At 60.3% G+C, this 12,977-nt stretch carries 11 protein-coding genes and 1 pseudogene; 9 read left to right on the forward strand and 3 right to left on the reverse strand.

Annotated elements, in window-relative coordinates; genetic code table 11:
* Window positions 1-78 precede the first annotated feature (78 nt).
* From ABE546_RS01030 to nhaA, 6 genes and pseudogenes are all read left to right on the forward strand, one after another.
* Window positions 79-822 carry an SDR family oxidoreductase gene (locus ABE546_RS01030; RefSeq protein ID WP_313212622.1) on the forward strand — a complete coding sequence of 248 codons (744 nt, stop codon included), beginning with the start codon at window positions 79-81 and terminating at the stop codon, window positions 820-822.
* Between the two features lie 19 nt (window positions 823-841).
* Window positions 842-1,246: a VOC family protein gene (locus ABE546_RS01035; protein WP_313212623.1), complete on the forward strand. Its 405-nt coding sequence runs from the start codon at window positions 842-844 to the stop codon at window positions 1,244-1,246.
* Complete coding sequence (locus ABE546_RS01040; RefSeq protein ID WP_313212624.1) at window positions 1,239-1,592, forward strand: nuclear transport factor 2 family protein; 354 nt, start codon at window positions 1,239-1,241, stop codon at window positions 1,590-1,592. The genes ABE546_RS01035 and ABE546_RS01040 overlap by 8 nt, the downstream gene beginning before the upstream one ends.
* 18 nt (window positions 1,593-1,610) lie before the next feature.
* Window positions 1,611-2,618: a saccharopine dehydrogenase NADP-binding domain-containing protein gene (locus tag ABE546_RS01045; protein ID WP_313218361.1), complete on the forward strand. Its 1,008-nt coding sequence runs from the start codon at window positions 1,611-1,613 to the stop codon at window positions 2,616-2,618.
* A gap of 12 nt (window positions 2,619-2,630) precedes the next feature.
* Window positions 2,631-3,101, forward strand: coding sequence for a nuclear transport factor 2 family protein (locus ABE546_RS01050; RefSeq protein ID WP_313212626.1), 471 nt, complete (start codon window positions 2,631-2,633; stop codon window positions 3,099-3,101).
* A 599-nt stretch (window positions 3,102-3,700) separates the two neighbouring features.
* Window positions 3,701-4,834: pseudogene (gene nhaA, locus ABE546_RS01055) on the forward strand (Na+/H+ antiporter NhaA).
* A gap of 76 nt (window positions 4,835-4,910) precedes the next feature.
* On the opposite strand, the gene betT reads toward nhaA, so the two are convergent.
* The 3 genes from betT to ABE546_RS01070 form a co-directional block, all read right to left on the reverse strand.
* Window positions 4,911-6,887 (reverse strand): choline BCCT transporter BetT, encoded by a 1,977-nt coding sequence (gene betT / locus ABE546_RS01060; protein ID WP_346462332.1) that lies wholly within the window; start codon window positions 6,885-6,887, stop codon window positions 4,911-4,913.
* A 46-nt stretch (window positions 6,888-6,933) separates the two neighbouring features.
* Window positions 6,934-8,034, reverse strand: a complete 1,101-nt coding sequence (locus ABE546_RS01065; protein WP_313212629.1) for a hypothetical protein — start codon at window positions 8,032-8,034, stop codon at window positions 6,934-6,936.
* Window positions 8,035-8,518: 484 nt separating this feature from the next.
* Window positions 8,519-9,772 carry a DUF2254 domain-containing protein gene (locus ABE546_RS01070; RefSeq protein ID WP_346462334.1) on the reverse strand — a complete coding sequence of 418 codons (1,254 nt, stop codon included), beginning with the start codon at window positions 9,770-9,772 and terminating at the stop codon, window positions 8,519-8,521.
* A 249-nt stretch (window positions 9,773-10,021) separates the two neighbouring features.
* On the opposite strand from ABE546_RS01070, the gene ABE546_RS01075 reads away from it, so the two are divergent.
* The 3 genes from ABE546_RS01075 (at window position 10,022) to ABE546_RS01085 (ending at window position 12,928) form a co-directional block, all read left to right on the forward strand.
* Window positions 10,022-10,291 carry an NAD-binding protein gene (locus ABE546_RS01075; protein WP_313212801.1) on the forward strand — a complete coding sequence of 90 codons (270 nt, stop codon included), beginning with the start codon at window positions 10,022-10,024 and terminating at the stop codon, window positions 10,289-10,291.
* Window positions 10,248-11,408 (forward strand): Trk system potassium transporter TrkA, encoded by a 1,161-nt coding sequence (gene trkA, locus ABE546_RS01080; protein WP_313218365.1) that lies wholly within the window; start codon window positions 10,248-10,250, stop codon window positions 11,406-11,408. Before ABE546_RS01075 ends, trkA begins: the two co-directional genes overlap by 44 nt.
* Before the next feature lie 113 nt (window positions 11,409-11,521).
* The gene (locus ABE546_RS01085) at window positions 11,522-12,928 is read left to right on the forward strand and encodes a TrkH family potassium uptake protein (protein ID WP_313212797.1); all 1,407 of its coding nucleotides are present in this window, start codon (window positions 11,522-11,524) and stop codon (window positions 12,926-12,928) included.
* Window positions 12,929-12,977 lie beyond the last annotated feature (49 nt).

Raw genomic sequence — 12,977 nt, forward strand, 5'->3', positions numbered from 1 at the left:
ATAGCGAGGATCAGGGCGGCGCTCCACGGCCAGCGAGCCTAGCCTGTGGATCACCCTTCACTGCACAGGAGTACCTGCATGAAAAATGTACTGATCACCGGCGGCAGCCGTGGCATTGGTGCCAGCGCCGCGTTGCACTGCGCGCAGCGCGGCATGGGCGTCGTCCTCACCTACAACGCCCAGCCCCATGCTGCCCAGCAGGTGGTGGAGCGCATCCAGGCAGAGGGCGGTACGGCAGTGGCCCTGCAGCTGGATGTGGGCAAAACCGGCAGCTTTGCGGCGTTTGCCGCGCAGGTGAAGGACACCTTGCAGGGCACCTGGGGCGCCTCCGCGCTGGATGGCCTGGTGAACAACGCCGGGTTCGGGCTGTTCAATCCGATAGAGACGGTGACCGAGGAACAGTTCGACGGTCTGTTCAACGTGCACCTGAAGGGGCCGTTCTTCCTTACCCAGGCACTGCTGCCGCTGCTGGGTACTGGCGCGAGCATCGTCAACGTCACCAGTGCCACCACGCGTGTGGCCACCGCCGGGGTGGCGCCATACGCCGCCTTCAAGGGCGGGTTGGAGGTGCTTACCCGCTACATGGCCAAGGAGTTCGGCGAGCGCCGCATCCGCGTCAACGCCGTCGCACCCGGGGCGATCCGTACCGAACTGGGCGGCGGCCTCAATGATGAGTTCGAAGCCCTGCTGGCCGCGCAGACGGCGCTGGGCCGGGTAGGCGAGCCGGACGACGTGGGCCGCGTAATCGCTGGGCTGCTCGGTGATGAGCAGGCCTGGGTCAATGCGCAGACCATTGAAGTTGCAGGCGGCTACAACATCTAGTTCGCAACGGGAGTACGACATGCTCGACCACATTTTCCTCACTGTCACTGACACCACCCGCTCGGTCGCGTTCTACACGGCCGCGCTGGCCCCGCTGGGAATCGTCAACCGGCTCGACTACGACGGCCGGCAGGGCCCACCCGGCCACCCGGACCTGAAGGGCTTCGGCGCAGGCGGCCGGGTCTTCTTCTGGCTGCGCCAGGGCGTGGCGGCAGCGCAGGCGGCACATATTGGATTCGTGGCGGATTCCAGCGCGATGGTCGACGCGGCTTATGCCGCCGCGATGGCCGCCGGCGCCAGCGAGATCCATCCGCCTGGCCCGCAGCTGCACTACGACCCCCGCTACTACGCCGCGCAGGTGCGCGATCCGGATGGCTACAGCCTGGAGTTCGTCTACAAGAGCTGGCAGCACGGCCATGAATGACGGCGTCGAGTCGCACCCCCTGCAGGCCACAGTGGTGGCCTTCATCAACGCCACGAACGCCTTCGATATCGAACGGGCCCTGGCGTTGTTCAGCACGACGGCAGTGATCGATGACCCTTCCACCGGATCCACCTTCAACAAGCATGCCGGGGTGCGCGACTATCTGGAAAGGTACTTCCTGGGTTACCACACGGTCACCCGGCTGCTGTCGCTGGAACGCCTTGGCGATGTACGCGCACGCGTCCGGGTCGATTTCACCGGCGATTTCGGTCACGAGATCGGATTGCTTCTGGTGGCCGTGGATTCCGCAGGCCGCATCTCCCGCATTGACGCCTCACTCGAATAGGGTGGCGAGGAACACACCATGAAAACATTGATGATCTACGGTGCATCCGGCTACACCGGGCGCATGGCTGCAGCACACGCGAAGGAAGCTGGGCTGAAGCTGGTATTGGCAGGGCGCGACGAAGCTCCGCTGCAGGCGCTGGCCACACGCCTTGGCGTGGCGTACCGCGTGTTCGCGCTGGATTCCGCTGCCGATGTGGACTACGGATTGCAGGATATCGCGGTGCTGCTTAACTGCGCAGGTCCGTTCGCGCATACCGCAGGAGCGCTGATCGAGGCGTGCCTGCGCGCCGGCGTCCACTACCTGGATATTGCCGCCGAGCTGGACAGCTACCAGTTGGCCGAGCGCCATGACCTGAACGCCGCAAAGGCCAGGGTAATGCTGATGCCGGGCAGCGGGGGCAGCGTGGCGATGCTTGGCAGCCTGGCCGCGCGTGCCGTGGAGCGTGTGCCGTCACCGGTGGCCATCCGTATCGCGTTGCATGTAGCAGGTTCGATGTCGCGCGGATCGGCTATCAGCGCCAGCCAACACGTAACGGCCACGTGCCTTATGCGCAAGGACGATGTGCTCACGGCACGTGCCCCGGACGCGCTGCGCGACATCGATTTCGGCAACGGGCCGGTGAGTTGCTTTCCAGTGACGCTGCCTGACCTGATCACCATCGCCCGGCAAACCGGGGTGGGCGATATCGAAACCTACGTACATGTTTCTGGCAGCGCTTTCCCCGAAGGCGGCATCGATGCACTGCCGGATGGTCCCACCGCGCAGGAGCGCACCGACAACCGGTACCAGGCAGCGGTAGAGGTAGTCGGCGCCAACGGTACCGTAACCCGCGCAGTGCTGGATACGGTGAACGGCTACAGCTTCACTCCCCTTGCCGCGGTCGTGGCTGCGCGCCGTGTGCTGGCAGGGGAGGCGCGTCCAGGCTTCCAGACGCCTGTAGGTGTATTCGGCAGCGGCTTCGCTGAGACCATCGCCGACACCCGTATCACTCTCATTGACCCAACCACCCCCACGGCTCGCTAAGGAATCCACTTCATGTCGCTGCACCTCAACGCTCCCGATACTCTTCACGACATACATGCCGTGGTCGACACGCTGTACCGCTTCGCCGCAGGTATCGATCTTCGCGACCGCAAGCTGCTCTCGTCGGCCTTTACAGAGGACGCCATCTCCGACTTCCGCCCCGCTGGCGCAAAGGCGGGCTTCGAGTACCCGGTGCTGCAGGGGCGGGAAACCATCGTCGAGGCGCTGTCCACTTCGCTCAACGGGCTCGATACCTCCCACTCGTTCAGCAACCCGAGGGTGGCGGTGGACGGTGATACGGCCCGGGTGGATGTGTTGGTCGAAGCGCAGCACGTATCGAGGGTCGACGGCACACGCCAGTATCTGATGAAGAACCGCTATGACGTTTTCTTGGCCCGCCGCGACGCGGGGTGGGAGATCAAGCATGTGATAGTGGACAACGTCTGGAGGACCGGTGATCCGGGCGTGCTCGCCGGAATCTGAGCGGAGTGGGTGGTCAGTGGTCCGCTTCTGGCCGGAAGCGGACCCTGGCCCAACGGGTAGGGTAGGGGAACTGCAATCCAGCATTAGGATCAGGGATGGTTATCAGGGGTAGGGCGGATGTCCGTTTCTGGCTGAAAGCGGACGAAGGTCGAGGCTCGAGTTGAACTGCCAATCGGCCTGTCGCTGGCGCATTGCGCGCGGCGAGCAATCCACAGCCTGTCCGCGACCAAGCATCGCGCGACATCTGCCGTCTGAACACTATCTCCGCAACGGGCAGTAGGTAGTTGACCCTGCCGACGTGATCCGTAAAATTGACTTACGGCGTGTGCTGCGTGCGCCCGGGGGTAGGTCCCGATTACGGAGAACGACCTGTCGTTTTCCGAGTCTACGCATGCTGATACTCCAAAGTTCCGACCATCTCGATGTCTCACAGCTCTCACAGGCTTGGGCTGGATGGCATCTTCCACACCTCGATCAACCATGAGCTGACGAACCCTTCAGGTGCGTCGAGTCTGGTCGTACCTATCCGGTTTGTTCTCTCCTTGCTTTAAGGGAGCACGATGACAACGATAGACCGACCGCCCAGCATCTTTGCGCGCATGCTCGCCAACGAGGCATCTGCGGGTGTCGCACTAATGATGGCGTCGATGGTCGCCATCTTGCTGGCCAACAGTCCAGCTGCGGGCAGCTACTTAGCATTTTTGCATGCTCATGCCGGCCCGGTTCTCAGTTAGAAACTCGGGCCAATGACGCCGCATCTTTGGATCAACGACGGGTTGATGGCGATCTTCTTTCTTCTTGTCGGCTTGGAGATCAAGCGCGAGCTTATCAGTGGGCGGCTGTCCTCCTGGCAGCAGCGCAGACTACCAGCTGTGCCTGCGCTGCTCGGCATGGCACTTCCTGCTCTGATCTTTCTGATCGCATCTCGGCACGAGTCCTCCCTGTCCAACGGCTGGGCCATTCCTGCGGCCACAGACATTGCCTTTGCGGTGGGGGTGCTGGCGCTTTTGGGGCGGCACGCGCCTCCCAGCTTGAAGCTCTTGCTGCTGTCGGTGGCCATCATCGACGACATGGGTGCAGTGGCAATCATTGCCCTGTTTTACACCTCGTCCCTCGACATCGGAGCTCTGGCGGCTGCAATCGGCGCGGGGCTTGCCATGGATGCGCTAAAGAGAAGCGGTGTGGAGCGGCTCTGGCCCTACTTGGCTCTGCTCTTGGCCATGTGGTATGCCACGCTTCTTTCAGGCGTCCACGCCACGATTGCAGGCGTTGTCGGTGCATTCCTGATCCCCTACGGCGCCAGTGCCAAGTCGCCACTGGTTCGCTTGGAGCACGGCATTGCTCCTTGGGTTGGCTTCGTGATCGTGCCGATCTTTGGCTTTGCCAATGCCGGCGTGGATCTGTCTGGAATTTCGATGAGCGCCATTTTGGCACCGCTGCCGTTGGGAATCGCTGCTGGGCTCTTCGTCGGCAAGCAAATTGGTGTGTTCGGTGGCGTTGCCCTTGCGGTCAAGACCGGGCTTGCTGAAAAGCCAACGGGCGCATCGTGGCTACAAATCTACGGCGTGAGTTTGCTCTGCGGGATTGGCTTTACGATGAGCCTCTTCATCAGCTCGCTCGCGTTCCCATTGGACCCTGCGTTCGTTGAGGACGCCAAGGTCGGTATTTTGCTCGGATCGCTGCTTTCCGCGCTGCTGGGAGCAGTCCTATTGAGGTTTGCACCCCGAAGCTAGAACAGGTTGCCGATCTGTATCTAAGGCATCTTGGCCCAGGTCCCGGCCAACCGAATCCGGTTGGCCGGGGCATTGATCAGCGAACGTGATCCAGGAACTGGCGGTGGCGCTCGTATTGGTCCAACACATCGTGGATCAACTGCACCTTTGGCCAGCCCATAACGTCGTAGTCTTGCCCGCCTTCGCGCAGGTAGACCTCAGCCCGATAGTGGCGGGTGCCCTCGCTCACCGGGCGACGCGGGTCCTGCAACGCAAAGGTGGGCGGCTCGTAAGGCTGGGGACGCACGGAGTAGAAGAAGTCCATTTCCTCGCCATGGCCTACGCGAAGCCAGGCGCGCCCATCCTCTCCCTGGGTAACTTCAACCGGAAGATCCTGCTTGCGCAGCTCCACTGCGACCTCTTGGAGTGCGGGCAGCACCTGATCCTTGATAAAGCCAACGACCTCGATCTTGACGGGGTTATGAGCGAGGAGTTTGAGCCTGGCGCGCCAATCGTCGCTGGTGCCCGGAAGCAATCGTGCATCACGAGAAATCGAGCGCTTGGTTGCGTCCAGATGCATGGCTTTCAGAAGCCCCCAACACATCAAGATCATGACGATCGTAAAGGGGAGGGCGCTGGCAATAGTCGCAGCTTGGAGTGATTCAAGACCGCCTGCAATGAGCAGGGCAACAGCGATGCCGCCGACCAGTAGCGCCCAGAAGATGCGCTGCCAAACCGGAGACTCTTCCTCACCTTTTGAGGTCAGCATGTCTATGACCAGGGCGCCGGAGTCAGCGGAGGTGACGAAGAATAGCGCGACAAGGACAACGGCAAGCGAGGAGGTGATCATCGTCAGTGGAAGGTGACGCAGGAACTCAAACAACGCCATGGAGCTGTCATTTGACACCGCCGTGACGAGCTCTTGAACACCTTCGGAGCGGACCATGAACAAGGCGGAGTTGCCGTAGATGGTCATCCAAAGGAACGTAAAACCGAGTGGCACCAGCAAGACGCCAACCACAAATTCACGCACTGTGCGGCCTCGCGAGATGCGGGCGATGAACATGCCAACGAAGGGCGACCACGCAATCCACCAACCCCAGTAGAACAAGGTCCAGCCGCCAAGCCAGCCACTTGGCTCATAGGCATACAGGTTGAAGGTCATTGAAAAGAGCTGGGAGGCATACATGCCGGTGTTCTGGACAAATGCCTGCATCAGGTGGACAGTGGGGCCGCAGACAAGCACGAATGCAAGCAGTGCCACGGCCATGATCATGTTGATCTCAGACAGGCGACGGACACCACTGTCGAGTCCAGCGACGACCGACCCTGTCGCCACAAGGATGATGATGCCGATCAACGACACCTGCACGACGGTGCTCACTTCCAGGCCAAACAGGTAGTTCAGTCCGGAGTTGATCTGCATTACCCCCAGGCCAAGCGACGTGGCCAGGCCAAAGATGGTCCCAAGGGCCGCAAACGTATCCACCGCGTGTCCGATGGGGCCGTGGATGCGTTCTCCGATGAGCGGATAGAGCGCTGATCGCACCCGCAACGGCAGGTTGTGGCGATAGGCAAAGTAGGCCAGTGCCAGCGCAACAACGGCGTAGATGGCCCACGCATGCACGCCCCAATGGAAGAAGGTGATACGCATCGCCTGGCGAGCTGCCTCGGCAGACTCGGCCGTGCCTGTCGGCGGGGTGGCGTAGTGCATGATCGGCTCAGCCACACCGAAGAACATCAGGCCAATTCCCATGCCTGCGGCAAAGAGCATGGCAAACCAGGAGGCATAGCTGTAATCAGGGCGACTGTGGTCTGGGCCGAGCTTGATGCGCCCGTAGCCACTGATCGCTACACCGACCACAAACACCAGGAAGCCTGCGACCGATAAGATGGTGAACCAGCCCGCGTCATTGGCGGTCCAGTTCTTGGCCGCTGTGAACCAAGTCGTCGCTTTTTCTGGAACGAAGATGGATAGCGCCAACAGTAAAAGCACGATGGCCGCAGTGGGAATGAACACCTGCGGCAAGATGCGCTGGCGAACAGGAGTGGATGGCGGAGCTAGGCTCTGCATAAATTCCTCCGGTTGATGATCGTTGAAGCAGGAGTGCGACTTGCGCTTAGAAATAGAACCCGATGTTGAGGTTGAGTCGGCTATGCCAGCGGGAGGGGCCGCCGTCATCGATTCCGATGCCGTCGCCGCCTGCAAACCACATGTTCTTGCCAGCAATCCAGTCTACGTAAGTCAACATGATCCCTTTTTGCAGGCTGCATCCGGTGACGTTCTGCCATGACTCCCTCACGCCTTGGCTGCGTCCCACCGGGCGCGTCATGCTGAGGTTGTTGTAGCAGGTGATGTCATCAAGCCAACGCTTCTCACCGAAGGAGTAGGCCACGTTTGCGCTGGGGACATCGGCTTCCGACGCAATCTCGAAAGGGGCAAGAAACGCTGACATCGCAATCCTGTCGCCTGGCACGCTGTAACGGTAGCGAGCCCATTGCAGCTGAGTCGTCCAGCCATCGCGTTTCCACTGGGCATGCAGCGCTGCACCCTGGTGGCCATAGTGACGGCGGGTGGTGGTGTTCTGAACCTGACCGCTGAATGCAGAAGCCCCGAGCAGCAGCTCACCGTCATGCAAGGAGCTGGTGTGTTCGTATCTGAAATGAACGCGCTCCCGCTCCTTGTAGGGCAGATCAGCGGTCTGGGCCACGTCAAAGGAGTATCGGTCGTAGCGGGAGCCGCTTCCGTATTCATCGCCCGAGAACCAGCCGGCTATCCAGTGATGGTCGCCACTCCGATGGCTAACCGTCACGCCCGGATCGTAATCGTCTTCAATGCCAAGGTAGTAGCCTGAGCCGAACCAAAAGCTCTGGGAAACGGTAGGCAGAAGTCCGAAGGGGACCTGCTGGATGCCCGCTTTGAGCTGCGTTTGGTCGTTGAAATTCCATCCGGCGTAGGCATGATGGACGGCATCGAAGCCGTCATACCAGCGATACTGGGCCGATAAGAAAAAGGGACCAGCGCCGGCTTTGACGTCTGCGCGAAGCAGTTCAAGTTGCAAGCGACTTGTGGGGCCGTAGTCCAGCCAGCCATAATTGAACCGGACGGCGCCACCCACATCGACAAACGGTTCAACCTGAGTGTCGGGCGCTGCTTGAGCGTGGATTGTGCCTGTGGCCGTTGCCGCAGCACACAGAAAAATCAGGGGAAATACCTTCACGATAGTGTCCCGTGGCCTCCATTTTGCGAATGAAAGCGTCCAAGTCTAGCGCGTTGGCGCGAGCCACCCAAGCGAGGGCTATCTTCCGCATGGTGCGCGCGGCATGGTTAGGCGGCAACTGGGACGCATTGGGGCGGTATAGAACCATGATGCCCGTGAAAACGAGGGGAGGGCGTGGCGGACGACTGTCGGAAGTAGTGATACATCGCGCGTGCGGCAAGTTGAAGGAGAGCAATGTGCCCAATCGAGTGCGGTTTTACGATCGCGACGGAAATGGAATACGATTGCCTGAGGGGTGGTGGTTGGATCTTGATAGAGAGATCCCTTCGCTGGTGAGCGTCGCAAAGAAGATTGATCTTCCTGTTTCCATTCGGAGCGACCAGCCCAATCTCAGCCCGTCATTCCTAGTAGAAATCTTGGCCCAAGTTCCAGATGCGGTCAGGATTGAATAACGCCAAGTGGATTCGATTGAGCTCCATCGACATCAGTTCGGTTGCGCTGCGGCCTGGGGGGCGACAGCCTGTTGCGCCCTTCTGTGTTCTAGGGCGGCGATGGTTCGAAGCTTGTCGCGATCCTGAGAGAACCGAAGCGTCTGCAAGGCGCGCTCCAGAGACAGATCAGCATAGCGCCGTGCCGCGTGGCGCGTCGTGGATGAGCAGCCAGCAGACAATGCGGCGAAAGCCTTCTGGAGCCTGATGTTGACTTCAAGCGACCCTGCTGCATCAGTCGATATGGGCGCGAACACATCTTCAAACAGGTCATCCACATCAAGCTGAGCCATGTGCACGAACGGATATTGAACGTCCTTGGCCTCGGATCCGGTTGACAAGGCGTCCCATCTGAACAGCAGGCGCACACAGGTGCCGATGACCGTAATGCACGTCCCTGGATCATTGACGGCCGGCGACAGCGCTCGCACACCAATCTCAGCAAGGACGACCAAGCCGTAACGCGGATCGTTCTCTATTCGACGAGAGCCGCCGATGGTGAAAGCTGCAAGCAATTGCGTTCTCTGGTCATCGTGAAGGGTGCCCCAGACACTGAGCAGCGCACGGTTTGGGGTTGCAAACGTGCCGGGCTGACAGGTCACATAGATGATGAGGTCGTGTTGTTCTGCAACGGCGTTGAGGCGCTGCACATCGATGTGTTCGACGTGGCCTACGTCCGCAGCGAAGACATCGATTGTGTTGCTCGGAGCGAGGCCGGCGTAGGGGGTAGCGCCAAGGAAGGGCTCTTCTGCGCGCTGCTTCATGGATTTCAAGGTGGCTTGTTCGACAAGATCGACCGTTTCGCCAAGTCGCCCAAAGCGGGAAAACTGCTCAATGGCGCGAAGAAGCGTGACAGTGATGACGATGATGACCGCGATGGTCGCGCCAAAGAGAACAAGTCTCCCGCTGTCACCGTAGATGCCGGTGCTCAGCGCAATGAGCCCGACGATGGAGAACAAGAACGCACCGATAAATGTGGCAAGCGTGCCCTGCGCACGCGTGTCTTCAATCAGGAGCCGGGACGCGCGGGGCGTAGCGTTGGTTGACGCCGAGCCGTAGGCAGCGACCATGGTGGATAGGGCAAAGGTCGTCACCGTCAGCATTGACGCCGCAAGGATGCCAAGGATGTTGCCAACTGAATCGGCACCAATCTGCGTCGCCAGCCCCTCCGGGAGCACGAATTTGGCACCCGCACCCGCCAAGGCAGTAGCCACGCCTAGCACGCCGTAGAGGGTGGATCGGAACCACATCCTCTTGCTGATCCTGAATAGGGCCAGCCGCCACTTTGTCATCATCGGACGCTTGCTCTGTTGTCTGTGCGGGCAGTATCCCAGTCGATCAGGCCTTTGCGCGTCAATACCAGGTGAGCGGGCTGCAACGCTCTGGCGTCCATGCCATACGGTGGCACTCCCTGCCAGAGGCCTTTAAAATTGACCTTCTCAGACCGATTCGGAGCTTGGGTTTTTGACATTGGCACATGTCCTGTCAGCCCTTTATCCATGAAGATTATTGTGTGCGGCGCGGGGCAGGTGGGGATGACGATCGCGCGCCAGTTGGCCTCGGAAGGTGTGGCGATCACGATCATTGACACCGATGCCGAGCTGATCAGGCGGGCGGATGAAAGCCACGACATTCGCGGAGTCGTCGGGCATGCCTCTTACCCGGATACGCTCCGGGAAGCTGGCGCGATGGATGCTGACATGCTGATCGCTGTGACGCGTTCGGATGAAGTCAATATGGTCGCCTGCCAAGTCGCCTACTCGCTTTAAAGTAAAGCGCCGAATCGCCCGTCTTCGCCATGTTGGATACACCGCGCGCGATGCAAACGGCCTGTTTGCGGCTGAGCATCTGCCCATTGATGTGATCATTTCCCCGGAGGCTGAGGTTGCCGAGGGAATTACCAGGCGGCTTCGTACGCCAGGTGCCTTTACGATCCTCCCCTTGGCTCGCGGACAGTTGGAAGTGATCGGAATCGGCGTGACGGATCCAGATTGTCCGGCGATGGGTGAGCGCATCTGTGACCTCGAGTCAAACGGAAAGTTTGAGCACATCACGGTCCTCGCCATAACCCGCAAGGGTATTACGTTCATTCCCACGCCGCAGGATCGCGCTGAGCTGGCGGACGAACTTTACATACTCGCGCGGTCAGAGCGGCGCAAGGCGACCATGGCGCTTTTCGGGCACCGCGAGCGCCCCGTTGCCGAACTTGTGATCGCAGGTGCTGGCAATGTGGGCATGCACCTGGTTCGAAACATCCGGGCCTTGCTTCCAAAGGCGCGCATGACGGTCATTGAGCGGGATCGGGATCGGGCGCGCTACGCGGCCGAAACACTTGGCAGCGATGTTGTCGTGCTCCATGGTGATGCGCTGGATCGGTCAGTGCTTGAAGAGGCTCGGGTCGATCAGAAGGAAACTCTGGTTGCCGTCACCAACGATGACGAGTCCAACATCTTCTGCTCGCTCTTGGCGCGCAAATTGGGCTGCCGCCAAGCCGTGACATTGGTCAACAAGAGCACCTACGCCACACTTCTTCCCGGAATGGGCATCAACGCAGTCGTCAGTCCGAGCGCGGTGACGGTCTCCACCGTGCTGCGGCACGTCCGTCGAGGGGCCATTGTCGGTTTGCAGACGTTGCGCGAGGACTTTGGTGAAGTCATTGAAGCCACGATTGATGCCGGAAGTTCGCCACTTTTAACGCACACCATCGGTGCGCTCGGTCTACCAGAAGGCATTAAAGTCGGTGCCGTCATTCGAGAAGACCACCCACTTGACCTGACAGGCGAGACCCGGATCAATGCCGGTGACAGGGTCGTGCTGGTCGTGGCATATGGCGAGATCGATGTTGCAGAGAAGCTTCTTGGCGGAGCGGGCGGGCGGTCGTTTTGAAAGCGAACGGTAGCGGGATGCGTTGGGCACCAGGTCAGACGTCGATACCACGCAACGGCTTTCGTCTGGTGGGGGCGATCATTGGGCAAGTGCTGTTGGCAACAGCTGCCTTCATGCTGCTGCCCATGGTGGCGGATCTCTATTACGACAACCGGGATTGGTTAGCATTTGGGATGGCCTCTTTGGTTTCAGCCGCCTGTGGCAGTGTGCTGAGCTGGGGCTATTGGCGCTCGGGTGGGAAATGGGGGAAATCGGGTCTGACATTGAGGCAGGCCTTCGCCTTGACGCCGCTGAGCTGGGCTGCCGTCTCCGCCGTGAGTGCGCTGCCGTTTCTATTCTCGGAACACCCGCAGCTTCGCGGACATCTTGCCAACGCTCTTTTTGAAGCCATCTCCGGCATTACAACGACCGGCGCCACGGTCATGACGGGTCTTGATACCGCGCCGCCAGGCTTGTTGCTTTGGCGAGGGCTGCTTCAATGGATGGGGGGCATCGGCATTATCGCGACTGCCATTGCCATCTTACCCGCGCTCGGCGTGGGCGGCATGCAGCTGTTTCGCACCGAGTCCTCAGATCGCTCGCAAAAGGCCATGCCCCGGGTTCGGCAGATCGCCTCGACGATCGGGTATGCCTACATTGGTCTGACGGTTGTGGCCGGTGTGGCCTATTGGCTGGCAGGCATGAACCCCTTTGATGCCATCGTGCACGCGCTCACCTCGATTGCGACGGGCGGATATTCGACCTCAGATCAATCGTTCGGTCGATGGCAAGACAACGGGATCCAGTGGCTTGCCACGCTCTTCATGCTGTCAGGGACCTTGCCCTTCGTCTTGTATGTGCGGTTCTTGGCTGGGGACCGTAGGGCGTTCTTTGATCGCCAGGTCAAATCTCTGTTGGGGCTTCTGGCAGTGTCGGTGGGTGGGATTGGAACGTGGTTGGCTGCATCCGGCCACTATGGATTTGAGCAGGCTTATCGATACGCGGCTTTCAGTGTGGTTTCCGTGGTCACCACCACAGGCTATGCCGTAACGGACTATGGCCAGTGGGGAGCGGCCATAGTAGGAGTGTTTTTCTTGCTGACGTTTGTTGGCGGGTGCACAGGCTCCACGAGCGGGGGCATCAAGATCTTCCGCTTCGAGGTCATGGCAGTGATGCTTCGCGTCCACTTCCTACGCCTGCTTTATCCCAATGGGGTCTTTCCTCGGTCCTACGACGGCAAGCCGCTCTCCGACGAGGTGATCGGCTCAGTGGTGGCATTTTTAACAGTGTTTTTGGTCTGCTATGCCGTCATTACGGTCGTTCTGCTTGGGCTAGGGTTGGACTTCCTAACCAGCGCCAGCGGCGCGGCCACGGCGCTGTCCAACGTAGGGCCGGGATTAGGGGAGACCATTGGGCCAGCAGGGGCGTTCGCCTCGCTGCCAAGCGCAGCCAAATGGGTGCTGTCGTTCGCGATGCTGCTGGGGAGACTCGAGCTCTTCACGGTGTTGATCATCTTCCTGCCTCGCTTCTGGCGGGGATGACGTATAGTTCGTGCATGTGCGGATGCTTAATTTCCCCGTGCCGAAAGAC

Source organism: Stenotrophomonas sp. TWI377 (assembly GCF_039674525.1).
Classification (GTDB): domain Bacteria; phylum Pseudomonadota; class Gammaproteobacteria; order Xanthomonadales; family Xanthomonadaceae; genus Stenotrophomonas.

Bases quoted from the DNA above. Each gene is read 5' to 3' on its own strand.
- ABE546_RS01035 (WP_313212623.1), top strand. From the start codon at position 842: ATGCTCGACCACATTTTCCTCACTGTCACTGACACCACCCGCTCGGTC.
- ABE546_RS01050 (WP_313212626.1), top strand. From the start codon at position 2,631: ATGTCGCTGCACCTCAACGCTCCCGATACTCTTCACGACATACATGCC.
- betT (WP_346462332.1), bottom strand. From the start codon at position 6,887: ATGCAGAGCCTAGCTCCGCCATCCACTCCTGTTCGCCAGCGCATCTTG.
- trkA (WP_313218365.1), top strand. From the start codon at position 10,248: ATGAAGTCAATATGGTCGCCTGCCAAGTCGCCTACTCGCTTTAAAGTA.
- ABE546_RS01070 (WP_346462334.1), bottom strand. From the start codon at position 9,772: ATGTGGTTCCGATCCACCCTCTACGGCGTGCTAGGCGTGGCTACTGCC.
- ABE546_RS01085 (WP_313212797.1), top strand. From the start codon at position 11,522: ATGCTGCTGCCCATGGTGGCGGATCTCTATTACGACAACCGGGATTGG.
- ABE546_RS01030 (WP_313212622.1), top strand. From the start codon at position 79: ATGAAAAATGTACTGATCACCGGCGGCAGCCGTGGCATTGGTGCCAGC.
- ABE546_RS01040 (WP_313212624.1), top strand. From the start codon at position 1,239: ATGAATGACGGCGTCGAGTCGCACCCCCTGCAGGCCACAGTGGTGGCC.
- ABE546_RS01045 (WP_313218361.1), top strand. From the start codon at position 1,611: ATGAAAACATTGATGATCTACGGTGCATCCGGCTACACCGGGCGCATG.
- ABE546_RS01075 (WP_313212801.1), top strand. From the start codon at position 10,022: ATGAAGATTATTGTGTGCGGCGCGGGGCAGGTGGGGATGACGATCGCG.